19 protein-coding genes and 1 riboswitch are annotated in these 24,172 nt (G+C 57.4%); of the genes, 9 read left to right on the top strand and 10 right to left on the bottom strand.

Going from position 1 to position 24,172, the window contains the following annotated elements:
- Window positions 1-50 precede the first annotated feature (50 nt).
- The 3 genes from cysD to hemH all read right to left on the bottom strand — a co-directional run bounded on the left by cysD (window position 51) and on the right by hemH (window position 3,481).
- Window positions 51-965, bottom strand: coding sequence for a sulfate adenylyltransferase subunit CysD (gene cysD, locus ASU33_RS16825; protein ID WP_059071993.1), 915 nt, complete (start codon window positions 963-965; stop codon window positions 51-53).
- Between the two features lie 83 nt (window positions 966-1,048).
- Window positions 1,049-1,792 (bottom strand): phosphoadenylyl-sulfate reductase, encoded by a 744-nt coding sequence (locus ASU33_RS16830; RefSeq protein ID WP_059072767.1) that lies wholly within the window; start codon window positions 1,790-1,792, stop codon window positions 1,049-1,051.
- Between the two features lie 311 nt (window positions 1,793-2,103).
- Window positions 2,104-2,196, bottom strand: a riboswitch (SAM riboswitch).
- A 202-nt stretch (window positions 2,197-2,398) separates the two neighbouring features.
- Window positions 2,399-3,481: a ferrochelatase gene (gene hemH / locus ASU33_RS16835; protein ID WP_059072768.1), complete on the bottom strand. Its 1,083-nt coding sequence runs from the start codon at window positions 3,479-3,481 to the stop codon at window positions 2,399-2,401.
- 301 nt (window positions 3,482-3,782) lie between these two features.
- On the opposite strand from hemH, the gene era reads away from it, so the two are divergent.
- The 3 genes from era (at window position 3,783) to ASU33_RS16850 (ending at window position 6,675) form a co-directional block, all read left to right on the top strand.
- A complete protein-coding gene (gene era / locus ASU33_RS16840) occupies window positions 3,783-4,682 on the top strand; it encodes a GTPase Era (protein ID WP_059071994.1) in 900 nt (299 codons plus the stop codon).
- Window positions 4,683-4,923: 241 nt separating this feature from the next.
- A complete protein-coding gene (gene der / locus ASU33_RS16845) occupies window positions 4,924-6,246 on the top strand; it encodes a ribosome biogenesis GTPase Der (RefSeq protein WP_059071995.1) in 1,323 nt (440 codons plus the stop codon).
- A 171-nt stretch (window positions 6,247-6,417) separates the two neighbouring features.
- A complete protein-coding gene (locus ASU33_RS16850; RefSeq protein WP_059071996.1) occupies window positions 6,418-6,675 on the top strand; it encodes a hypothetical protein in 258 nt (85 codons plus the stop codon).
- Window positions 6,676-6,771: 96 nt separating this feature from the next.
- Here ASU33_RS16850 and ASU33_RS16855 read toward each other — a convergent pair whose 3' ends face one another.
- From ASU33_RS16855 to ASU33_RS16870, 4 genes are all read right to left on the bottom strand, one after another.
- Window positions 6,772-7,341 carry a hypothetical protein gene (locus tag ASU33_RS16855; RefSeq protein ID WP_059071997.1) on the bottom strand — a complete coding sequence of 190 codons (570 nt, stop codon included), beginning with the start codon at window positions 7,339-7,341 and terminating at the stop codon, window positions 6,772-6,774.
- Between the two features lie 159 nt (window positions 7,342-7,500).
- Window positions 7,501-8,307 carry an N-acetylmuramic acid 6-phosphate etherase gene (murQ, locus tag ASU33_RS16860; RefSeq protein ID WP_059071998.1) on the bottom strand — a complete coding sequence of 269 codons (807 nt, stop codon included), beginning with the start codon at window positions 8,305-8,307 and terminating at the stop codon, window positions 7,501-7,503.
- A gap of 90 nt (window positions 8,308-8,397) precedes the next feature.
- Complete coding sequence (locus ASU33_RS16865; protein WP_078063206.1) at window positions 8,398-8,709, bottom strand: cytochrome b5 domain-containing protein; 312 nt, start codon at window positions 8,707-8,709, stop codon at window positions 8,398-8,400.
- Window positions 8,710-8,737: 28 nt separating this feature from the next.
- The gene (locus ASU33_RS16870) at window positions 8,738-9,880 is read right to left on the bottom strand and encodes a formimidoylglutamase (RefSeq protein ID WP_059071999.1); all 1,143 of its coding nucleotides are present in this window, start codon (window positions 9,878-9,880) and stop codon (window positions 8,738-8,740) included.
- A 156-nt stretch (window positions 9,881-10,036) separates the two neighbouring features.
- Here ASU33_RS16870 and ASU33_RS16875 point away from each other — a divergent pair, with 156 nt between their 5' ends.
- From ASU33_RS16875 to ASU33_RS16900, 6 genes are all read left to right on the top strand, one after another.
- Window positions 10,037-11,818, top strand: coding sequence for an AMP-dependent synthetase/ligase (locus ASU33_RS16875; protein WP_059072000.1), 1,782 nt, complete (start codon window positions 10,037-10,039; stop codon window positions 11,816-11,818).
- Between the two features lie 370 nt (window positions 11,819-12,188).
- Window positions 12,189-13,028, top strand: coding sequence for a carboxypeptidase-like regulatory domain-containing protein (locus ASU33_RS16880; protein ID WP_078063207.1), 840 nt, complete (start codon window positions 12,189-12,191; stop codon window positions 13,026-13,028).
- Window positions 13,029-13,178: 150 nt separating this feature from the next.
- Window positions 13,179-13,655, top strand: coding sequence for a MarR family winged helix-turn-helix transcriptional regulator (locus tag ASU33_RS16885; protein ID WP_059072770.1), 477 nt, complete (start codon window positions 13,179-13,181; stop codon window positions 13,653-13,655).
- Between the two features lie 65 nt (window positions 13,656-13,720).
- Entirely contained in the window at window positions 13,721-16,126 is a 2,406-nt protein-coding gene (locus tag ASU33_RS16890; protein ID WP_059072002.1) for a 3-hydroxyacyl-CoA dehydrogenase/enoyl-CoA hydratase family protein, read from the top strand.
- Window positions 16,127-16,311: 185 nt separating this feature from the next.
- Window positions 16,312-17,490 carry an acetyl-CoA C-acyltransferase gene (locus ASU33_RS16895; protein ID WP_059072003.1) on the top strand — a complete coding sequence of 393 codons (1,179 nt, stop codon included), beginning with the start codon at window positions 16,312-16,314 and terminating at the stop codon, window positions 17,488-17,490.
- A gap of 273 nt (window positions 17,491-17,763) precedes the next feature.
- Window positions 17,764-19,551 (top strand): acyl-CoA dehydrogenase FadE, encoded by a 1,788-nt coding sequence (locus ASU33_RS16900; RefSeq protein ID WP_059072004.1) that lies wholly within the window; start codon window positions 17,764-17,766, stop codon window positions 19,549-19,551.
- A 117-nt stretch (window positions 19,552-19,668) separates the two neighbouring features.
- Here the strand turns inward: ASU33_RS16900 and ASU33_RS16905 are convergent, their stop codons facing one another.
- The 3 genes from ASU33_RS16905 to recG form a co-directional block, all read right to left on the bottom strand.
- Window positions 19,669-20,001 (bottom strand): hypothetical protein, encoded by a 333-nt coding sequence (locus ASU33_RS16905; protein ID WP_059072005.1) that lies wholly within the window; start codon window positions 19,999-20,001, stop codon window positions 19,669-19,671.
- Window positions 20,002-21,453 (bottom strand): hypothetical protein, encoded by a 1,452-nt coding sequence (locus ASU33_RS16910; protein ID WP_149867277.1) that lies wholly within the window; start codon window positions 21,451-21,453, stop codon window positions 20,002-20,004.
- Between the two features lie 620 nt (window positions 21,454-22,073).
- A complete protein-coding gene (gene recG / locus ASU33_RS16920) occupies window positions 22,074-24,170 on the bottom strand; it encodes an ATP-dependent DNA helicase RecG (protein ID WP_059072008.1) in 2,097 nt (698 codons plus the stop codon).
- Window positions 24,171-24,172 lie beyond the last annotated feature (2 nt).

Consider the following 24,172-nt stretch of genomic DNA (forward strand, 5'->3'; position numbering starts at 1 on the left):
CGCCTGGAAGGCCGACACTCACTAGTTCACCATCTCACCATTTCACAGCTTTAGAAATAGCCGTTGCGCTTGCGGTCCTCCATGCCGGTTTCCGAAATCCGGTCGTCGAGGCGGGTAGCGCCCCGTTCGCTCACTTTGGCCTGCAGAATGTCTTCGATAATGGCCTCCAGCGTGGCGGCGTCGCTTTCCACAGCGGCGGTGCAGGTAGCATCGCCCACGGTGCGAAAGCGCACTTGGCGGGTGGTCAGCTCATCGGAGGCATCCAGGGAGAGGTGCTCGGTTACGGCCAGTAGCTGGCCCGAGGGCAGCACCACGCAGCGGCGCTCGTGGGCGAAGTAGATGCTGGGCAGCTGGATGTTTTCGCGCTGGATGTAGTTCCACACGTCCAACTCCGTCCAGTTCGAGATGGGAAATACGCGCACGTTTTCGCCCGGCTGAATCTGACCGTTGTATATGTTCCAAAGCTCGGGACGCTGGCGGCGCGGGTCCCACTGCCCGAACTCGTCGCGCACCGAGAAGATGCGCTCCTTGGCCCGGGCCTTTTCTTCGTCGCGGCGGGCGCCGCCGATGCAGGCATCAAAGCCAAACTCCTCGATGGTATCCAGCAGCGTGTAGGTCTGCAGGGCATTTCGGCTCGGGAACTTGCCGCCCGGCTCGCGCAAACCGCGCTGCTGAATGGTGTCCTCCACGCGGCGTACAATCAGCTGCTCACCTAGGCGCTCTGCCAGCGAGTCGCGAAAGGCGAGTACCTCCGGGAAGTTGTGGCCCGTATCGATGTGCACCAGCGGGAACGGAAACTTGCCGGGGCGGAAGGCTTTTTCGGCGAGGCGCACCAGCGCTATGGAGTCTTTGCCGCCCGAGAACAGCAGCGCGGGGCGCTGAAACTGCCCGGCCACTTCGCGCAGGATGTGGATGGCTTCGGCTTCGAGCCGATCGAGGTAGTCTAAACGAGGGAGCGTTGGCATAAGGCAAAGAGGTGCCTGTTCGGCCTGTGCAGCCGAATTTTTAGGGGACAGGAAGTGCGGGAATGCGGTGTGGCGGGGCGAGGTTAAGCAGTGACCGAGGCTTCGGCCGGGGTGGCGGTGGCGTGCAGGCCGCACTCCTTCGCCGACTGATCTTCCCACCACCAGCGTCCGGCCCGGAAGTCTTCGCCGGGCTTCACGGCCCGGGTGCACGGCGCGCAGCCAATGCTCACAAAACCTTGCAGGTGCAGCGGGTTATGCGGAATGCTGTACTCGCGGATAAAAGCCCAGGTCTGCTCCCAGGTCCAGTCGAGCAGCGGGTTCACCTTCAGCAGCTGGTAGGTAGCATCGAACTCGGCCACCTGCATGCCGGTGCGGTTGGCCGATTGCTCGGCCCGAATGCCCGTAACCCAGGCTTCTTTGCCGGCCAGCGCGCGGCTTAGCGGCTCCACTTTGCGCACGTGGCAGCAGGCCTTGCGGGCATCTACGCTTTCGTAGAACCCGTTCGGGCCCTGGCGCTCTACCAAGGCAGCTACCTGCTCGTGGTTAGGGTAGTAGGCCCGGATGGTTTTGCCGTACTTGAGCACGGTTTTGCTCCAGGTAGAATACGTTTCCTGAAAATTACGACCCGTATCAAGGGTAAATACCTCAATGGGTAAATAGTGCGCGAAAATTAGGTGTGTGATTACCTGATCTTCTAATCCGAAAGAAGTAGAAAAAGCGGCTTTTCCAGGAAATTCAGTTGCAATTAGGCGCAGTGTATCCAAAGCGTCAGCACCAATTAGTTGCTGACGAATTTGCGCCACCTGAGCATCGATTAAAGTCGACATGCGCAGCAGGACTACGAGCTGTTTGCCGCGGGGCAAAGCAGATCTGATAAGACAAGAAAAAGGGGACTGGAGGGGTAGGCGGCGAGCTGAGCTCAAGCGGCCAAGCCATACGAACCTAGGGCATGCTCCTGCGGTAGGAGCCTAGGCGTTGGCAATCCAGCAAGCGGGTAGGGGAGGGTGTGAAAGCCTCAACAACACGCGCGGCGCATCGGCATGCAACAACAGCACAGGCTGTTGGAGCCGAAAAGACTCGGCTGCGGGGCAGCGGAGGTAGCGCGGGGTGTAGCGGTGAGGTTCACGGCGGTAAGTTGTTTTTATATGCTCAGGAATTGGCACCGTTCGAGACTTTCCCGATGGTTGCCGGCGCTTCACGGAGCCTGTCTCTCCACGCCTCTGTATAAAAACAATCCTTGGAAGAATTGATGGAGCAAAGGTAGCAACACAAATTTTGGAATTGCAAATTTTTTGTCGAGCTGCAATTTAAAGCTGCGTATGCGTGCTTTGCTAATGGGGCTTAAACCCCTATTGTGATAAAAAGGTTAGGGCCGAGCTCGAATTAATTATTCGAGCTCGGCCCTAAATAGCTATTGCAGATAAATGCGCCGGCTAATTCCGGTGAATCATATCAACCACAGCATTTACCCACAGCGGGTGGGTATTGCAGCTTGGTACCAATTGCCAGTGGTTGCCGCCGGCTTCCTCAAACATCTCCTTGAACTCTTCGCCTACCTCGATGGTCGTTTCGAGGCAGTCGGCCACGAAGGCAGGGCTAAAGGCCAGTACGTTCTTGATGCCCTTGGCCGGCATTTCCTTCAGCACCTCGTCGGTGTAAGGCTGCAGCCACGGGTCGCGCAGGCGGCTTTGTAGGCGGCTCTGGAAGGCTACCGTGTACTGATCGTCGCGGAGGCCCATGGCCTCGGCCAACAGGCGCGAGGTGACGAAGCACTGCGCGCGGTAGCAGTAGCGGTTGTTCTTATTGTAGTGGTTGCAGCACGAGCCCAGCTTGCAGTAGTTTTTGTGACTGCCTTTAAGCACGTGGCGCTCCGGAATGCCGTGGTAGCTGAACACCACGTGGTCGTAGTCGTGCTTCTCCATCTCCGCCTTACCTAGGGCCGCGAAGGTGGCAATAAAGCCAGGGTCGTCGGCAAAGGTGCTGATGAAGTTCACGGTGGGTATCACCCACCATTTGCCCACAATCTCCATCACCTTTTCCTGCACCGAGCCCGTGCTGGCCGAAGCGTATTGCGGAAACAGCGGCAGCACGATGATGCGCTCCACGGCGGCTTCGCGTAGCTCTTCCAGCGCCGATTCGATGCTGGGGTTCTGGTAGCGCATGCCAAAAGCCACGAGGTAGTCCTTGCCGAGCTTTTCCTGCACCAGCTTCTTCAGGTCGAGGCCGTGGTAGAGCAGGGGCGAGCCGCGCTCGGCGTCCCAAAGCTCCTGGTACACCTTGGCCGATTTGGGCGCACGCAGCGGCACTACGAGTCCGCGGAACAGCGGGTACCGAATGGCGGCAGGCATGTCAATTACGCGCGCATCGGTGAGGAACTCGTTGAGGTAACGGCGAACATCGGGCGTTTTGGGAGAGTCGGGCGTGCCGAGGTTGACCAGCAAAACGCCAATGCGACCTTTGGTTGAGGCCGGGGCCTTGGAGGTGGCAGGAGCGGAAACGGGAGCGGTTGAATTCATACCGAACAAAAGCGTACCAATGGCATACAAAGGTACGGGCCTCAAAGTTTACAAAGCAGGGCAACAAGCTGGGCGCTTGGCTGATTTACGTCAGGTTTTTGCCTAGGACTGTTGGGTTGCTGCCATCTTGTTCGCCTACCAGCCCTGTGAGTGGCTACCCCTGCCCGGCAACGGTGCGCAGTGGGTTTTGTCATGAGCGCATCCGGCGGGTAAGTGAAAGCCGTAAGCGCCTATTATACAGGCTATGCAGCTTGAGCGCGCATAAAGCCGTACCTTTGTGCCCCTTAACCGATTACCTCCTGTGACTACCGACCCCAAACCGCACCGTGCTGGCTTCGTTAGCATTATCGGCAAGCCCAACGTGGGCAAGTCGACGTTGATGAACGTGCTGGTGGGCGAGCGGCTTAGCATTATCACCAGCAAGGCCCAAACCACGCGCCACCGCATTTTGGGGATTCTCAACGGCCCCGACTTTCAGCTGGTATACTCCGATACGCCCGGCATTATTCAGCCCAAGTACGAGCTGCAGAACGCCATGATGTCGTTTGTGTACTCGTCGCTGGAAGATGCCGACGTTATCCTGTTCGTGACGGACATTTACGAGAAGCACGACGAGGAGCCCGTGGTGGAGCGCCTGCGCCGCTCGGAGGTGCCGGTGCTGCTGCTGATCAATAAAATCGACCAGGCCACGCAGGAAGAGGTAGAGGCCAAAATGGCTTATTGGCGCGAGCAAATGCCCAACGCCGCCGAAATCATCCCCATTTCAGCCCTCAACGCCTTCAACACCGAGCAGGTATTCAACCACATTCTCGACCGCCTGCCCGAGCACGAGGCCTTCTACCCCAAGGACGAGCTAACCGACAAGCCCGAGCGCTTTTTTGCCGCCGAGATGGTGCGCGAAAAGATCTTCAAGCTCTACAAGAAAGAGGTGCCGTATAGCACCGAAGTAGTTATTGAGGAATTCAAGGAAGACGACCAGATCATCCGCATCCGCGGCATCATCTACACCGAGCGGGCTTCGCAGAAGGGCATCATCATCGGGCAGGGTGGCGCGGCCCTGAAGAAGGTTGGTACTTGGGCTCGCGAGGAAATGGAGAAGTTTTTTCAGAAAAAAGTGTTCCTCGAGCTGCACGTCAAAGTCAACGAAAACTGGCGCACCGATCCGAAGATGCTCAACCGCTTCGGGTACAAGCCAGAATAGAACAATACTAGAGCTAGTTCCCCTCCTCAGAAGAGGAGGGGCTAGGGGTGGTTGAACAGCTAGAATTAGAAGCTAGTAGCAGTTCAGGACCTAGGTCAACCACCTCCCCAACCCCTCCTCAGCTGAAGAGGGGAGCTAATTCAAAATTTAGCTCTAGTCGTAAAAGCAACCCGACCTCACATCAACTTAACTACCCCGGGCACTGGCGGAATTGGTCGGACCGACGGCTGGGGTTAGCACAATGAGAAATACCATTGCTATTGTGGGCCGCCCAAACGTGGGCAAGTCCACGCTGTTCAACCGCTTGGTCGGTGAACGTAAGGCCATCATGGACAACCAGTCGGGCGTAACGCGCGACCGGCACTACGGCTACGGCGAGTGGACGGGCAAATACTTCACTGTTATCGACACGGGCGGCTACGTGGTTGGCTCCGACGACGTATTCGAGGAAAGTATACGCAAGCAGGTAAAGCTGGCCATTGACGAGGCAGACGTGGTCTTGTTCTTGGTGGACGTGGACGCCGGCCTGCACCCCTTAGATGAGGAGTTTGCTAACGTGCTGCGCCGCTATGAAGACAAGAAGCCCATTTACCTGGTAGCTAATAAGGCCGATTCGACGCAGCGTTACCAAGCCGCGGGCGAGTTCTACGCCCTAGGTATTGGCACCGGCGACATCTTTCCCATCAGCTCGCAGTCGGGCGGTGGCACCGGCGAGTTGCTTGATGCCGTTATCAGTCACTTTGAGGAAGAAGGCGTGGAAAATCCCGACGAGGGCATTCCGCGCATTTCGGTGATGGGCCGCCCCAATGTGGGCAAGTCGTCGTTCGTAAATGTGCTTCTAGGTGAGGAGCGCAGCATTGTAACGGACATTGCCGGCACCACCCGCGACGCTATCCACACGCGCTACAACGCCTTTGGCAACGAGTTCATCCTGATCGACACGGCCGGTTTGCGCCGCAAAGCCCGCGTGGATGAGGACATCGAGTTCTACTCCAACCTCCGTTCGCTGCGCGCTATGGAAGAGTCGGATGTGGTGATTGTGATGCTCGACGCTACCCGCGGCATTGAGGCGCAAGATGTAAACATCATTGGCTTGGCCGACCGCAACCGCAAGGGCATTGTGATTTTGGTGAACAAGTGGGACCTGATCGAGAACAAGGAAACCAACACGGCCAAGGAGTTTCAGGATCAGATCTACGAGCGCATCAAGCCTATCAGCTACCCGCCCATCGTTTTCACCAGCGCCGTAACCAAGCAGCGCGTGCACAAGGCCATCGAAACGGCCATGCAGGTGTATGAAAACAAGCGTAAGAAGGTGCCTACCTCGGAGCTGAACGAAGTGATGCTGCGCGAGATTGAAGCGTACCCGCCGCCCACGACCAAGGGCAAAATGGTGCGCATCAAATACGTAACGCAGCTGCCCACGCACAACCCGGTGTTTGCGTTTTTCTGCAACCTGCCGCAGTACGTGAAGGAGTCATACACCCGCTACCTCGAAAACCGCCTGCGCGAGCATTTCGACTTCACGGGCGTACCGATTGGCATTGTCTACCGCAAAAAATAATCTGTCGTAGCAGCATCGGGCGGGCCTTTTCCTGGGTCCGCCCGATTTTTTTTCGACGCTAGAGGTTACCTCTGTGAGGGTGGGGTATAAAGGAGCAGAATTTGCCGCCGCCACGCGGTAGTTCGCTTAATCAGACTTTCCAAAACCACCACTTTTCACTTCACACTTACCATGAAAAAGGTTCTGTTCCTGGCTCTGGCTGCTGCTTCGTTCACCTTCGCTTCGTGCGAAAGCAAAACCGAGCAGGCTGCTGAGCAAACTGCTGAGAACGTAGAAGCTGGCGCTGACGCTACTGCCGAAAAAATGGAAGAAGCTGCTGACTCGACCCGCGAAGCTGGCGAGGCTCAGGCTGAAGCTATCGAAGAAGCTCCTGCTGCTGAAGGCGCTACCACGGCTCCGGCCGCTGGCACCACCACGACCCAGCAGTAATTTCTGCTGTGCCCTGCCTACGGGCAGGCACAAACAACAAGAGCGCTCCGGCAACGGAGCGCTCTTGTTGTATTAGGGCAGTTCGGTTACCTAGGGCTATGCGCCCAAGCGGCGGCTCAGTAGATTTTCTACCACGCTCATCAACTTTTTGGGCGGGTAGGTGCGCCACGGTAGCTCGTCGAGCTGGCCGCCAAAGTTGACGTAGGAGTCAATATTGTATTGGCGCATTTCGCGCGCTACGTGCTCTTGAAAATTGATGGCCGCAATCCAACCGTCTTCCACGTCCTCAAACCACTCTTCATAATAAGAGTCGTCGGAACCGTGGAAGTTGAATACGTTTTCGCCGATGAGGATGAAGCGGTGAATGCCTTCGTGCACCATTGGGTCGATGATGTGGCGCTTCAGCTGCATGATGTCGTTCTCGATGGCATCGTTCCACTCGCCGATAAACTCGATAATGGCCACGCCCTGCTCGTAATCAACGAATAGAATTTTCAGGAACAGCGTATCCGACTCCATGCCATCCCACTGCGGATGAATGAAGTAGCCATAGATGGTATTAACGTAACTGTCGAGGCTGTTTTCGGCCCCGAACAGCGGCGACCTAGGATCTTCCGAGGCCGAGTATTGCTCCATCCAGGCGTAATGGGGTTCGATGGTATGCATGAGGCTGATATTGCAGAGTTGGAGGGCAGCGGCAAGCCCGTTCTAAGGCTAGAAACGTCCGGACCGGTTTAGTGTTCCCGCCTCAACCTCGAAAAGTCCCTAAAACAGCAGAGCACGCCCATACGAGCGTGCTCAACAATAAACAAGGACGAAAGACGCCTAGTGTCCGCTGTGTGCCGCCAACGCGGCCCGCACCGAACCGTGCAGCTGCAGTAGCTCGGCGGCGTGGCTTTGGTCGATGCCAAGCTCGTCCATTAGCATACGTTCGCCGCGGTCGACGAGCTTGGCGTTGGTCAGTTGCATGTCTACCATCTTGTTGCCTTTCACCCGACCTAGGCGAATCATGGTGGCGGTGGTAAGCATGTTGAGCACCAACTTCTGGGCGGTGCCGGCCTTCATGCGCGTGCTGCCGGTCACAAACTCGGGTCCGGTAACTACCTCCACCGGAAAATCGGCCACCGAAGCCACCCGCGAACCAGCATTGCACACAACGCAGCCCGTGGTAAGGCCGTGTTGGCGGGCGCGCTCCAAACCACCAATTACGTAAGGCGTACGGCCCGAGGCAGCAATGCCTACCACAATGTCGTTGGCCGTGATGTTGTGTTCCTCTAAGTCGCGCCAAGCTTGCTCAAAGTCATCTTCGGCGTTTTCCACGGCTTTGCGAATGGCCGTGTCGCCGCCGGCAATCAGGCCCACTACCAAGCCGTGCGGCACGCCAAACGTAGGCGGGCACTCCGAGGCATCCAGAATACCTAGGCGGCCGCTGGTGCCTGCTCCGATGTAAAACAGTCGCCCGCCAGCTTGCAGGCTCCGTACGGTAGCCTCTACCAGTTGCTCAATCTGCGGCAAAGCTTTTTCAACTGCCTGCGGTACCGTGTAGTCGAGCTGGTTGATATTGGCCAGCAATTGGGCGGTGGGCAGCGTTTCGAGGTGGTCGAACTGCGAGGCGCTTTCGGTAGTACTCACGGGTGAGAAGGGTAAAGGTGGGATTGAGAACGAGTGCAAAGGAACACAAGCGCCAGCTACTGCTGCCCCTTGGTTGCGCGTGCTGCCTACCTAGGGTTTGGGCAGAGTGGGCTTCAACCGTCCTACTACGTAAAATTTGTCGAGCACATTTACGGTGTGCGGGGCATCTTGGTCAAGCTCGGCAGTTAAATCTTGCCCGGCCCAGTGCTCGTAGTGGTGGCCGCGGCTCCAAAGCCGCGAGCGGGTGACGTCGTAAATCAGCCCTTGATAGGCAAACCAGATTTCGTCGCGGTCTTGTCCGTTGCGCAAAGCCAGCTGGTGCACCGAGTACTCGGGTAGCTCCGAAATGGGCGTGCCATCGGCCGTGGCGGGGATGTGCGGAATGCCAGACTCCTCGGCCATTCTCAATTTGTTCTTCGCTTATAAATGCCTACCCCAGCAATGCTTGGGTTAAAATCCAGCGGTTGGGTAAGTCGCCTTGCGCCGCGCGCAGGTAGTCTTGGTAGCTGCACGGCACAATGCGGCGCACCGAGCTGTCGGCCAAGCTTTCTACCTCCATCCACCACTTTTCGGTGCGCTTGGCTTTGTAGAACACCAGCTTGGCGGGGTTGCCGGGCAAGCCCACGGCGTAGCGGATAAAGCGGCGGCTGGTAAAATCGGTTTCGTTGCGGCGGTGGTAGTAGCCTTCCACAAAGTACCACAGCATGGTGGCTGCTGTAGCAGCACCTAGGCCCAGCAGGTCGTGGTCGGGGCGGTAACCGTAGAGGCCAATGCTGGTGAGCTGGTCGTTGTGGCCGGCGTACCAGCACAACTGCGCCGCTTCCTCGGCCGTGAGGCCAAACGGCGACGCCGGTAAGTAGCCCGGAAACTCCGGCCAGCGCAGCGCGGTAAGGTCAAAGCTAACCAAATCGGCCTGGCGCAGCAGCGGCTCGGCCTGGCGCACATCGGCCCTGATTTCACCTAGGCGTAAGGTTTCAAAGTGTAGCTTCTCGAGGGCGGCCAGTACCGAGGTGGGTACCAAATACTGCTGATGCCCCAACTGCCCGAAGTTGAACAGGAAGTTGGGCTCGTGCATCAGAATGCGGCGCAGGTGCGTGTCCTCGGCGTGGGCACCGGCTTCCTCCACCATGTCCACGCGGGCATCCACGCAGGAGAGGCTCACAGGGCGGTCGAGGGTTTCGTAGGCCAAGAACTGGCCAATGTCCAGGTCGTGCGAGCCGCCGAGCAAAATGGGCACCGTGTTGTGCTCGAGCAGGGCCGCCACAATCTCGCGCAGGCGCAGGTAGGTATCCTCCAACGTAAGGCCGTTGCGCAGGTTGCCCAGGTCGACGAGGCGGCAGGGGCCCGTGCCGCGCTGCAGTTGGTAAAAACGTTGGCGCACGGCATCGGGCGCCGAGGCAGCCGGCTGGCCGGCCGCGCTGCCGCGCCACTCGTTCAGGCCGATAATGGCTAGGTCGGCGGAGCGCCAATCGGGGAAAGTGTCAACGAAACGGGCCGCGTGTGCGCCCAGCGTGGTGCTGCCCCATACGGACGCTTCGTCGGCGAGCGGGTCGAAAAACAGGGCCAGATTCATAGCAAGAGGGCAGCCGCGCCAGCGCGCACAAGGCCGCTGGTGTCAAAGCTACTGAAAAACCTTGCCTGAAGCATTCAGATTAAGGCCTCTTAATAGGCTTTAAGCCAAAAAATGTATTTATTTCAGGTAGAATTCCCTCCCGACCTTTAACTCCTTATGGACGTTCGCCGCACCTTTGATATCCTGCCCCATCAGCTAAAAAACTTTCCGAAAGCTGATTGCCTCGCAGCCAAGCGCGACGGCAAGTGGCAGCCGTTCAGCACGCAACAAGTTCTCGACAACGCCGAGCTGGTAAGCTTTGGCTTGCGAAAACTCGGTATCGGGAAAGACGACAAAGTCGCCATCATCTCGATGAACCGCCCCGAGTGGCTGATGACCGACTTCGGTATTTCGCAACTTGGTGCCGTAACCGTGCCTATGTACCCCACCATTACGGTGGAGGACTACGCCTATATTTTTGCCGATGCCGGCGTGAAGGCCGTAGTGGTATCAAACCAAGAACTCTACGATAAGGTAAAGCAGGCCACTGCCGGGCTCGACATCTCCGACGACTGCATCTTCACCCTCGACCGGGTGCCCGGCGCCCGCCACTTCGACGACCTGCTGGCCATGGGCAAAGGCGGCGACAAAGCCGAGCTGGAGCGCATGAAAGCCGCCGTGCAGCCCGACGACCTGCTCACGCTCATCTACACTTCGGGCACCACGGGCAAACCCAAGGGTGTAATGCTCTCGCACGACAACATCCTGAGCAACTGCCGCAACTCGCAGGCCTCGGTGCCGGTAACCAAGGACGATAAAGCTTTGAGCTTTTTGCCGCTCTGCCACATTTTCGAGCGCATGGTTACCTACCTCTATATGATCAACGGCGTGAGTATTTACTACGCCGAGAGCATGGAAACCATTGCCGACAACCTGCGCGAAGTAAAGCCCAACATCTTTACCACGGTGCCGCGCCTGCTCGAAAAGGTGTACGACAAGATTGTGGCCAAAGGCTACGATTTGACGGGAGTGAAGAAGAACCTGTTCTTCTGGGCGCTTAACCTGGGCTTGGATTTCGACACGCAGGAAGACAAAGGCTTCTTCTACAATACGCAGTTGAAGCTGGCGCGCAAGCTTATCTTCTCGAAGTGGCAGGAGGCCCTAGGTGGCAACATCCGCTGCATCGTATCGGGCGGCGGGGCACTGCAGCCGCGCTTGGCGCGGGTGTTCTGGGCAGCTGGCATCCGGGTAATGGAGGGCTACGGCCTCACCGAAACTTCGCCGGTAATTGCTGTGAACGGCTTCGAGCCCGAAAACAATAAAATTGGTTGCGTAGGCCCGCTTATTGATAACACTGAAGTACGAATTGCGCCCGACGGGGAGATCTTGACCAAGTCGGCCTCGGTGATGAAGGGCTACTACAACCGGCCGGATTTGACGGCGGAGGTGATTGACCAGGAAGGCTGGTTCCACACGGGCGACATCGGCGAGTTTGTGAACGGGCGCTTCCTCAAAATCACCGACCGCAAGAAGGAAATGTTCAAGACCTCGGGCGGCAAGTACGTGGCCCCGCAGGTCATCGAAAACAAGCTCAAGGAATCCCCGCTCATCGAGCAGGCCATGGTCGTCGGCGACGGGCAGAAGTTCCCGGCCGTACTGCTGGTGCCCTCGTTTGACGAGCTAAAGAAGTGGTGCCAGCGCCACAACGTGGACTGCAGCGGCTCGAACGAGGACATGATCCGCAACGAGAAGGTGTGTGCCATGTACCACGAGCTCGTGGGCAAGTACAACCAAGGATTTGCGCAGTGGGAGCAGGTGAAGAAGGAAGTGCTGCTGCCCGCCCAATGGACGGTAGAAAGCGGCGAACTGACGCCCACCATGAAGGTGAAGCGGAAGATCATCAGCAACAACTACAAGGATATAATCGACAGCCTCTACCAAGTGGAGGCGGTGCGGTAAACTAGCAACGGGCAGGCTGCAAAGCCTGCCCGTTTTTCATGCATGTAGTTTAATATTCTAGCTCAATTTCGTTACAGCAAATACTATCAATGTATTCACTATCATGTTTCAACCTATGGTTAACTCATACCGTCATCTGTTGGTCATATCCAACCCCGATACGGGTAAACGGGAATACCTGGGCTTAGGCAGGCAGTCGTCGCAAGAGTTAACGGCCGTCGTACCCTAGGTAACCAGCATGTAACGATTTGGAAGAAGGAGTGTGAGCCGCAGATCGCGCCCTTTTTTGTTGACGAAACTTCGCTGTTGGTACTGCCAACAGTGCCTACTTTTACGGTTACAATTTCACCGTACACTATTGTTTAGTTACATGTCGAAGTCTTACTGGTCGCCCGTGGCTTTATTGATGGGTGGCGCCTTACTAATCACGGGTTGCGGCAAAAGCAAGCGCGAAGACCCCGCCCCGCCCGTAGCCGTTACCACAACCACTATCTCGGGCTCGGTGCAAGTCGAAGACGAGATGCTGCAGCCGCTAAGCAAGGCGGGCGTAGCGGTGCGGCTGGAGGGTACTACAATTAGTGCCGTTACTGATGCCAATGGAGCTTACAGACTTACTAACGTTCCGGTGGGCCAGCATGTATTGAACCTTAGCCGCGTCGGTCTGGGTACCATGCGTTACGAAGCCAATATCGACGACTTAACGCCGCGCAACATTGCCCCCGTGCTGCTGAGCGAGCAAAGCTCGACACGCATTACGGACCTGAAAAGCGTGGGAAAAAGCTCAACTTCCCTGCCCGGCGAAGTAGCCGCTTTTGAGTGTACCGTGAGCTATAACGCGCAGCTATACCCGGCGCCCACGCAGTACGCCATTGCCGTTTACGTGGGTAAAACCGCTGATGTCAGCAACACCAGCTACCTCCAATCAACGCAGCTCAGCCAAGACCAGAATATTACCTCGCCGCCTACACCTGGCACGGGGCGTTTTAAGTTGGCATTCTACAAGAACGAACTTCAACAAATGGGGTTTGCCCCCGGCGACAGGGTGTATGTAGCCGTGTATGGCCTGAACAAAGGCGCCACCAACGGAGGCGTTGGGCGCGAGGCCACTTACTTTGTGCCATACTCGCGTAATCCTACTACCGGGCAAATTCAGCGTGTGGTTGCCAACGTCAGCCCTAATGCTGCACGGGTAAACTTTGTACTGCCCTAGGTAGAGCAAGCAATAACAACTTTGGGCAGGCTAACTTCCGGCAAGCGGAACGTAGCCTGCCCAAACTTTTTTATCCAAAACTAGTATGCTTGCATAACAAAAATATTTGTACGTTTACCCAGGCTCAGGTGCTTGCCGGGCTACGCTTACATGAAACCCGAGGAAACCGTAGACTACAATATCAAGGTGGCGTGGCACGCCATTTCGCGCATGTATAATGTGCAGGCGGCCAAACACGACATCACCACGAGCATCGGCTTCGTGCTCCTGAACATCGATCAGGATCAAGGCACACCGGCCACCAAGATTGCTCCGCTGCTGGGCCTCGAAACCCGCTCGCTCACGCGCATTCTGCGCTCCATGGAGGAGAAGGGCCTCATCTACAAACAGGCCGACCAGCAGGACAAACGCTCGGTACGCATCTTCCTTACCGAAGAAGGCCTGCGCAAGAAAGAGGTGTCGCGCCAGACGGTGCGGCAGTTCAACCTGAAGATCCGCGAGAAAGTACCGGCCGAGCAGCTGGAGGTGTTCTTCCGCGTGGTGGGCCAGATCAACGGCCTGATCGACAGCAAAAGCATTTTCGAGGGCTTTAAGGTAAAGCCCCTCAAAACGGATAAAAAAGCTTAACCGCGGCGCCCAGGTGGCAGCGGATCGTGCTCAACCATTCACTCATTCACGCATTCCCTGAAAGAATGAATCGTACCATTAAGAAAGTAGCCGTGCTGGGCTCCGGTGTGATGGGCTCGCGCATTGCGGCTCACTTCGCCAACATCGGCGTGCAAGTGCTGCTGCTCGACATTGCGCCCCGCGAGCTGACGCCCGACGAGGAGAAGAAAGGCCTAACGCTCGACTCGCCGCTGGTGCGCAACCGCATCGTGAACAGCTCGCTGGAGGCTGCCGTGAAGGCTAACCCCTCGCCGCTGTACCGCAAAGCCGACGTGAGCCGCATCAAAACCGGCAACTTCGATGACAACCTCAAGGAAATTGCCACCTGCGACTGGACGATTGAGGTAGTAGTTGAGCGCCTCGACATCAAGAAGAGTCTGTTCGACCGCGTGGAGCAGTTCCGCAAGCCCGGCACGCTCATCACCTCGAACACCTCGGGCATTCCGATTCACTTGATGACGGAAGGTCGCTCCGACGACTTCAAGCGGCACTTCTGCGGTACGCACTTCTTCAACCCGCCGCGCTACCTGAAGCTGCTCGAAATTATCCCGACGCCGGACACTGATCCGACCATCGTGGATTTCTTGATGCACTACGGCGACCTGTACCTCGGTAAGACGACCGTACTGGCCAAAGACACCCCGGCGTTCATCGCCAACCGCGTGGGTGTATTCGCCATTATGGACGTGCTGCAGGTAATGCAGAAGCTCGGCCTGACGGTAGAAGAGGTGGATAAGCTGACCGGCCCGGTTATCGGCCACGCCAAGTCGGCTACCTTCCGCACCTCCGACGTGGTAGGCTTGGATACGCTCATCAACGTAGCCAACGGCCTGGCCCAAAACCTGCCCAACGACGAAGCAAAAGACGCGTTCCAGCTGCCCGACTTCCTGCGGAAGATGGGCGAGAACAAGTGGCTGGGCGACAAAACCGGCCAGGGCTTCTACAAGAAGGTAAAAGGCGAAGGCGGCAAGTCGGAAATTCAGGCCCTCGACCTAAGCACGCTGGAGTACAAGCCCAGCGCCAAGGTGAAGTTTGCCACCCTGGAAACCACCAAGGCCATTGATAAGCTAGCCGACCGCTTTAAGGTGCTGGCTGCGGGCAAAGACAAAGCCGGCGAGTTCTACCGCCAGTCGTTTGCTGGGCGGTTCGCCTACGTGTCGAACCGCATTCCGGAAATCACCGACGCCCTGTACAAAATCGACGACGCCCTGCGCGCCGGCTTCGGCTGGGAAATGGGCCCCTTCGAAACCTGGGATGCCCTAGGTGTGCAGGCCGGTGCAGAGCTGGTGAAGGCCAACGGCAAGCAGCTCGCCCCATGGGTAGAGGACATGCTAGCCGCCGGCAACACTACGTTCTACAAAGTAGAAGGCGGCGTGAAGCAGTACTACGATGCCGAAACGAAGGGCTACAAAGCCATTCCGGGCGTCGAGAACTTCATCATCCTCGACAACCTGCGTGCTTCGGGCAAGGTGCTGTGGAAGAACTCCGGTGCTTCAGTAATTGACCTCGGCGACGGCATCCTGAACGTGGAGTTCCACTCCAAGATGAACACCCTCGGCACCGACGTGATTCAGGGCTTGCTGAAAGGCGTGGAACTGGCCGAAAAGAACTTTCGCGGCCTTGTAGTAGGCAACGATGCGCCCAATTTCTCGGCGGGTGCCAACCTGGGCCTGGTGTACATGTACGCCCTGGAGCAGGACTACGACGAGATTAACATGATGATTGCCCAGTTTCAGCAGGCCATGATGCGGATGCGCTACAGCAGCATTCCGGTAGTGGGCGTGCCGCACGGCCTCACGCTGGGCGGCGGTTGCGAGCTGAACCTGCACTGCGACCGGGTAATTGCATCGGCCGAAACCTACATGGGCTTGGTGGAATTTGGCGTAGGCCTGATTCCGGCCGGCGGTGGCACCAAAGAAATGGTGCTGCGCACGGCGGCTAAGTACGAAGAGGGCGAGCCAGAACTGAACCTGCTGCGCAACACCTTCGTGACCATCTCGATGGCCAAGGTATCTACCTCGGCTCAAGAGGCATTCGACCTAGGCTTCCTGCGCCGCGGCGACGAGGTAGTGGTGAACAGCAACCGCGCCATCATGGAGGCCAAGCAGGCTGCCATCGATCTGGCCGATGCGGGCTACACCATGCCCACGCAGAAAACCAACATCAAGGTGCACGGCAAAAACGCCCTAGGTATGTTCCTCACCGGGGTATACGCCATGAAGGAGGGCAACTACATTTCGGCCCACGATCAGAAGATTGCCGAGAAACTGGCCTACGTAATGTGTGGCGGCGACCTGAGCGCCCACACCGAAGTAAGCGAGCAGTACCTGCTGGATTTGGAGCGCGAAGCTTTCCTAAGCCTCACCGGCGAGCGGAAGACTTTGGAAAGAATTCAGTCGATTCTCACGACGGGCAAGCCGCTGCGCAACTAACGCTTAAGAACTAGTTCTCCTCCTTAGATGAGGTGGGGCTAGGGGTGGTTGAAGAATTAGATCTAAAAACTAGCTCTAGTTGTTCTTCAATCAGAGGTCAACCACCCCTAACCCCTCCTCATCTGAGGAGGAGAACTAGAACTAGCATTAGTCTAACCTCTACCTTCTTTCAAGACTTTATCAACATGGAAGCATATATCGTAGCTGGTTACCGCACGGCCGTGGGCAAAGCCCCCCGCGGTGGTTTCCGCTTCACCCGCCCCGACGACTTGGCCGCCGAGGTAATCAAGCACCTGATGGCCTCGGTACCGGCCCTCGACCCAACCCGCGTCGACGACGTGCTGGTGGGCAACGCCGTGCCCGAAGCCGAGCAAGGCCTACAAATGGGCCGTTTGATTTCGCTGCTGGCCCTACCGATCAACGTACCTGGCCTCATCGTGAACCGCTACTGCGGCTCGGGCGTGGAAACCATTGCCATGGCCGTGGGCAAAATCAAGGCCGGCATGGCCGACTGCATTATTGCGGGCGGTACCGAAAGCATGAGCTTGGTGCCCACCGTGGGCTGGAAGACCGTGCCGAACTACAACCTCGCCCAAAAGCACCCCGACTACTACCTCGGCATGGGCCTCACGGCCGAAGCTGTGGCGCAGGACTATAAAATATCGCGCGAAGATCAGGACGAGTTCAGCTACAACTCGCACCAGAAAGCCATTCGCGCCATTAAGGAAGGCCGCTTCAAGGACCAGATTGTACCAGTTACGGTAGAAGAAACCTACCTCGACCAAGCCACCGGCAAAAAGAAGAAGCGCACCTACGTAGTAGATATCGATGAAGGCCCCCGCGCCGACACCTCGGTAGAAGCCCTAGGGCGTTTGCGGCCGGTGTTTGCTCAGAACGGCACCGTAACCGCCGGCAACTCCTCGCAGACTTCCGACGGTGCGGCTTTCGTCATCGTAATGTCAGAGCGCATGGTGAAGGAATTGAACCTGGAGCCGGTAGCTCGCCTCATCAACTACGCTGCCGAAGGCGTTGACCCGCGCATCATGGGTATGGGCCCGATCAAGGCCGTGCCGAAGGCACTGAAGCAAGCCGGCATGAAGCTCGACGATATCGACCTCATCGAGCTGAACGAGGCTTTCGCTTCGCAGTCGATTGCGGTAGTGCGCGAGCTGGGCATCAACCCCGATAAGCTGAACGTGAACGGCGGCGCCATTGCCCTAGGTCACCCGCTGGGCTGCTCGGGCGCCAAGCTCTCGATTCAGCTGTTCGACGAGCTGCGTCGCACCGGCAAGAAGTACGGCATGGTAACCGCCTGCGTAGGTGGCGGCCAGGGCGTAGCCGGTATCTATGAGCTGCTGAAGTAGTAAGAAATAACGTCCTGCTGAGCTTGCCGAAGCATGACGTTCAAAAGCAAGCATAAAAACTCGCTGAGTTTCAGAACTGAAGCATACGCGTGCCTGTTCTTAATATGAGGTAACAAACAGAAAACCCGGTCTTTCCGGGTTTTCTTTACCCAAAGTAGTCGGCACGCATAACATTTTTTATTACCTTTCGGTACAAGCACTAGCTGGCCCTTGTCGGCTCGAAATAGTCGGCAAGCCTAACAGTTTAGACACCTCCTCAACATTCCCACGGCCATGGAAGTAACCCAGCAAACCACCAAGGGCGGCGAGTTCATCATCAAGGAAACCGACGCTCAATCCGTTTTTACGCCTGCTGACTTCTCGGAGGAGCAGCGCATGATGTACCAGACCTGTTTGGACTTCGTGGTAAACGAAGTGCACCCGCTGCTCGACCGCCTCGACAACCACGAGGAAGGCCTGATGGCAGACCTGATGCGCAAGGCTGGCGAACTGGGCTTGTTTGGCGTAAGCATTCCAGCGGAGTACGGCGGCTACGACATGGACTTCAACACCTCGCTGCTCGTTACCGAGGGCGTAGGCGGTGGCCACTCGTTCCCGGTTGCTTTTGCGGCCCACACCGGTATCGGCATGCTGCCCATCCTGTACTTCGGTACCGAGGAGCAAAAGGCCAAATACATTCCGGACCTGACCAGCGGCGCCAAGTTCGCTGCTTACTGCCTCACCGAGCCAGGCTCGGGCTCCGACGCCCTAGGTGCTAAAACCAAGGCCGTGCTGACGGAGGATGGCAACGGCTACGTGCTGAACGGCCAGAAGATGTGGATTACCAACGCCGGCTTCGCCGACGTGTTCATCGTCTTCGCCCAGGTGGATGGCGACAAGTTCACCGGCTTCATTGTGGAGCGCGGCACGCCCGGCCTCAGCTTCGGCAACGAAGAGCACAAGATGGGCATCAAAGGCTCGTCAACCCGTCAGGTGTTCCTTTCCGACTGCGTCGTGCCTAAGGAGAACATCTTGGGCGAAATCGGCAAAGGCCACCTCATCGCCTTCAACATCCTGAACATCGGCCGCATTAAGCTGGCCGCGGCTTGCCTAGGTGCTGCTAAGCGCGTGGCTGGCCTGAGCGTGAAGTACGCCAACGAGCGTCAGCAGTTTAAGCTGCCGATTGCCAAGTTCGGCGCCATCCGCCAGAAGATTGCCCAGCAAGCCATCCGCATCTATGCTGTGGAGTCGGCTATTTACCGTGCGGGCATGGACATCTACCGCAAAGAGCAGGAGCTGCAGGCGCAAGGCCAAGGCCACAACGAAGCCCTGCTGGGCGCCGCCCGCGAGTTTGCCGTGGAGTGCGCCATCCTGAAAGTAGAAGGCTCGGAAGTACTCGACTACGTAGTGGACGAGGGCGTGCAGATCTACGGTGGCTACGGCTTCTCGGCCGACTACCCCATGGACCGCGCTTACCGCGACTCGCGCATCAACCGCCTGTTCGAAGGAACTAACGAAATCAACCGCATGCTTTCGGTTGACATGATTCTGAAGAAGGCCATGAAAGGCGAGCTTGACCTGATGGGCCCGGCTATGGCTGTACAGCAAGAGCTGATGGCTATTCCGGACTTCGGCGGCGAAGAAGAAACCGGCTTGTTCAGCAAGGAATACAAAACCATCAAGAACCTGAAGAAGGCCATTCTGATGGTAGCTGGCACGGCTGTGCAGAAGTATATGAACTCGCTCGCCAAAGAGCAGGAAGTACTGATGAATATCGCCGATATGGCCATTAAGGTGTACACTGCCGAAAGCACGCTACTGCGCGTTGAGAAAGAAGTGAGCCTGAAAGGCGAAGACGCTCTAGGTCCGCAGATCGACATTGCCCGCGTGTACCTGGCCGACACCGTAGACTTAGTGAACAAGTCGGGCAAAGACGCCATTGCCGCCATGGCCGAAGGCGACGAGCAGCGCCTGCTGGCCCTAGGTCTAAAGCGCTTCACCAAAGCCGAGCTGTTCAACACCAAGGAGGCTCGTCGCCGCATTGCTGCGCCGCTGATCGAGGCCAACGACTACGTGTACTAAGCACGCAAGCATCCCTGCCGCGGGGAAACGGCAGGGGTATTTCCCGATGGGGGAAAACTGAAAAACCGCCGCTCCGGCTTGGAGCGGCGGTTTTTTGTTGTGGGCGCTTCGGGTAACCTAGGCGTGGTCGTCGTGCCCTATGGCCAGGAGGCCGGTGTGGGCCGCCGAGGCATTCAGCAGCAGCAGAAACAGACGTTGTGCCGGAGTATCGGCTTGCAGAGAGGCAGGCGAAAGCTGCGGGTGCCGGTGCAGCAACATTTGCAGCTTCATGTTCACGATGCCGTTGCTCCAGCGGAAATCCTGCCAGTAATCCAAGCGCTTTTCGATGATGCGCTGCTCCTGCAAGTCGGTAAAGTCCTCAGCCGACAGCTGGCCAGCCTTGGGCAACTCGGCTAAACGGGCCGGGCTAGGCCTAGGTGCGGCATCATCCAACAGGTAAAAATCGAGCATTTACTTCAGCACGATTTTGTTGAGCTGAAGAGCAGCCGATTTCTTGTTGGGGCGCGTTACCACTACCATCGTCTTGTCGTCGAGCCAGGCGGTAAAGTCCTTCACGTAAGCCAGTTGCTGGTCGTTGGCTACGTTCAGGCCTAGAGCTTTCGGGGCCGATACCACGCCGGTAGCGGTGGCTACTTTGCGTCCGAACAGGTCCGACTTGTTCTGCAGCTTTTCCATCGTTACAATACTCACTTCGTTGCCAATGGTGGTGGCGCGGTAGCCAATGCCCGTGAAGCTTTCCGAAGCCGGTGCTACCTGGTGCTTGGCCACTACCTTTTGCCACGTGGGCGACTGAAACTCATTGTAACCGAACAAGTGCAGCTCGCGGGCGTGCACCGGAGCGTTTTCGCCTTCTTCGGCCTTCTTCTCAGCAACTACTACCACGTTCTGGTCGTCGGTGCGCAGCACGTCGGAGATGTACACGTCGTCGAGGCGCTTGGCCGAGCCGCCAGTAGCTTTGTTTACCTCGGTTAGGTATTCGGGTGTGAACTTAAACTCCGGCGCGAACTTCATATCGGTGTTGGCGAAGTCAAACTTCACCAGCTTCAGGCTGTAGTAGTCGCCCGAGTTGTAATCGGCGCAAATGGCGGCGCCGTACAGCGTCTTGCCATCGAGCAGGCGCCATTGGGTATCGCGCACGGTTACCTTTTTGCCGCCAAACGTGCCGCCTACCGCTACCGACATCACCTTCACGTCGGGCTCGGCATCTACGTAGCGGCGCACCGTCAGCTTTTGGTTGTTGTCGCTGATGAGGGCCACGTACTGCGTGCCGTCGTTGGCCACATACACGGTAGGGGAGAAAAACGAACCTAGGGCCGCAAAATCGTAGCTGCGGTCTTTCAGCTTGTTCAGCTGGCGGTCGTAGTGTACGGCATTCAGGGCCTTAATTTGTTCTTCGCGCGTTACGTAGCGGAAGGCAACCACTTGCGTGCCATCGGGCGAGATGCTGATGCCGGGGCGCCGTTCGCGCGGGCCGCCTTCGGCTACTTTCTTGGCCGTGAGCTTCTGACCCGTTTTCAAGTCGATGGGCTGCACAAGTAGGTGCTGGCCAGTTTCATCCTTGTGGTGCACCACCACCAAAGCTTGCTGATCGTTGCGGGCAAAGGCCTCAAGGCTTTCGCCAGCGGCTACCGGCACAGCAGCTGCCCACACTTTCTTCAGGTCGGCATCGTAGCGCTCCACGGCGTACTCCGAGGCCGAGCGGTGGCTCAGGATGATAAAGTCCTTGCTACCCGCAACGGGCAGCGTTTTCACGTGCACGCGCTGGTTGTATGGGTCCTCGGTATGTTCGGGTACGTAAGCAAACGGGGTAGAACGCACGCGTTGCGCTTCGGCAGTGGGCCCGTTCAGGCAAAGGCCAGCTACCAACACAGCGGCCGAAAGGTGAAAAAAAGAAAAGCGCACGGAATTAATTGGTTTAAAGAGGCTTGTGGGTAAGACTAAAAAAAGTTCCTTCTCAAAGGTATCATTCTGCGGGCCGCTCCCGTACATGCCCCGCTACCGAACGGTAGAAATCAGTTGTTCACTTTTTCTTAACCTGCTTTTCGTTACCTCTTACCCTCTTAAACGTTTGAGCCACCTAGGATTACCCAGATGCAAGGCTTAATTTTGCGCGGCCAATAACCAGATCAGTCTGCCAAACCGATCTGCGCTAAAAGCTTACCTCTGGGCACTCAACAGCTAAGTCAGCCGGGCTTGGCCAACTTTTGGGCCCAAATTTTGCAGAGGGCTGCTCTCCTCCACCTGTCTATTGCTCACATGAAGTCCTTTTTACAATTCGTTGTTCTGCTAACCTTAGTTATCCTAGGGAAGCTCGTTAAAGAGCGAGCTAGCACACCCGTCGCTATTAAGCCTCCTGTTACGGAGCAAACGAGCCCGTTGCAATCGTTCTTCGCTCGCCAAGCAAGTTATACGCAAGCACAGGCGAGCAACGCTCCCGTTCGAGCGACAACCGTCTCGATGAACTAGCACTGCAAAACGGCTCTTGTAGCCGTTTTTTTATGCCCATTCCGTGCAGCTACCCGTTAGCTGATGCGGCTCCAGTTCACCGCTGTAGCCGGCAACGACTCGATATGGCGGCGGATGTTCTGGTTTTCGGGTTTGGCTAAGTTGGGGTCGTCGTTCAGCAGCTCCTGCGCTGCAGCCCGCGACTCCGTCAGTATTTTGCCATCCTTCGCTAAGTCGGCCACTAGCAAATCGAGTACACCACTTTGTTGGGTGCCCATCAGGTCGCCGGGGCCGCGCAGCTTCAGGTCGATGTCGGCAATTTCGAAACCGTTGTTGGTGCGTACCATAGTTTCGAGGCGGGTGCGCGAATCCTTGCTGAGCTTGTAGCCCGACATCAGAATGCAGTAGCTCTGATCGGCACCCCGGCCCACGCGGCCGCGCAGCTGGTGCAGTTGCGAGAGGCCAAATCGCTCAGCCGACTCAATCACCATCACCGAGGCATTAGGCACGTTCACGCCTACCTCGATTACGGTGGTAGCCACCATTATCTGGGTTTCGTTGCGCAGGAAGCGCTGCATTTCGTAATCCTTGTCGGCAGCGCTCATGCGGCCGTGCACAATGCTCACCTTGTACTCTGGGAAAGCACGCGTAATGCTCTCGTAGCCGTCGGTCAGGTCTTTGTACTCGGCCATACTTTCGCTCTCCTCAATCAGCGGGTACACCACGTAGCACTGCCGACCCAGCCGAATTTGCTGGCGCATAAACTCAAACACCTTCAACCGGTTCGAGTCGAAGCGGTGCACCGTAACGATGGGCTTGCGGCCGGCCGGCAGCTCGTCAATTACCGACACGTCCAGGTCGCCGTAGAGTGTCATGGCCAGCGTGCGGGGTATGGGCGTGGCCGTCATCACCAGCACGTGCGGGATTACGTGCGGGTTCTTTTGCCAGAGTTTCGAGCGTTGCGCTACGCCAAAGCGGTGCTGCTCGTCCATAATCGTGAGCCCTAGGTTCCGGAACTGCACCACGTCTTCGAGCAGGGCGTGGGTGCCCACCAGCATGTGCAGTTCGCCCGAGCGCAACTGCTCGTGCAGCACACGGCGCTCCGAGGTGCGGGTACTGCCCGTGAGCTTGCCGATCTTGATGCCGAGCATGTCGGCAAACTTTTTCAGGCCCTCGTAGTGCTGGTCGGCTAGGATTTCAGTAGGCGCCATCATGCACGACTGCGCACCGTTGTCGGCGGCAATCAGCATCGAGATGAACGCCACAATGGTTTTGCCCGAGCCCACGTCGCCCTGCAGCAGGCGGTTCATCTGCTTGCCGGCCGTGAAATCCTTGTAGATATCGTGGATAACCCGCTTCTGCGCCATCGTCAGGTCGAAGGGCAGCACGTTTTTATAGAAGTGCGTGAGCGTGGGCACCTTGTCGAAGATTTGCCCCGCCAGCTCCACTTTGCGCTCCGTTTTTTGGCGCAGCAGCTTCAGCTGAATGTAGAACAGCTCTTCAAACTTTAGCCGGAAACGGGCGGCCTGCAGCAAATCGGCGCTCTGCGGAAAGTGAATCTGCTGCATGGCCTCGGCCTTGGGCATCAGCGCGTAGCGCTGAATCAGTTCGGTCGAAAGCGTTTCGTGGAAGTGCGGTGCCGCCAGTTTCAGCACCTGCGCCATCAGCTTGCTGAGGCCCTTGGTGTCGAGGTTGAAGTTGCGCAGCTTGTCGGTGCTGGAATACACTGGCTGCAGGAACGACGTGCCCGGCTTCACCTCCGATACTTCTTCCAACTCGGGGTGCGCCATCTGCGGCTTGCCATTAAATAGCGTCGGCTTGCCGAAAACAATGTACTCTTGGTGGTTTTTAAGCCACTTCTCAAACCACTTCACGCCCTTAAACCACACCAGCTCCACCTCGCCGCTGGCATCCTGCGCCTTGGCCACAAGGCGCTGCTTGCGGCCTTCGCCCAGTAACTCCTTGGTGCGCACGGTAGCCTTTACCTGCACCATGGGCAGGTCGTCGTGCAGGTCGCACACGTTGTAGAACTGCGTGCGGTCGAGGTAACGGAAGGGATAATGCTGCACCAAGTCGCCGTACGTGAACAGGTTCAGCTCTTTGGCCAGCACGTCGGCCCGCCGCGTATCCATACCGCGGAGCAGGGCAATTTTGGTGTTGAAGAAGTTGCTCATGC

It is taken from the genome of Solirubrum puertoriconensis (assembly GCF_001483135.1).
GTDB lineage: Bacteria > Bacteroidota > Bacteroidia > Cytophagales > Hymenobacteraceae > Solirubrum > Solirubrum puertoriconensis.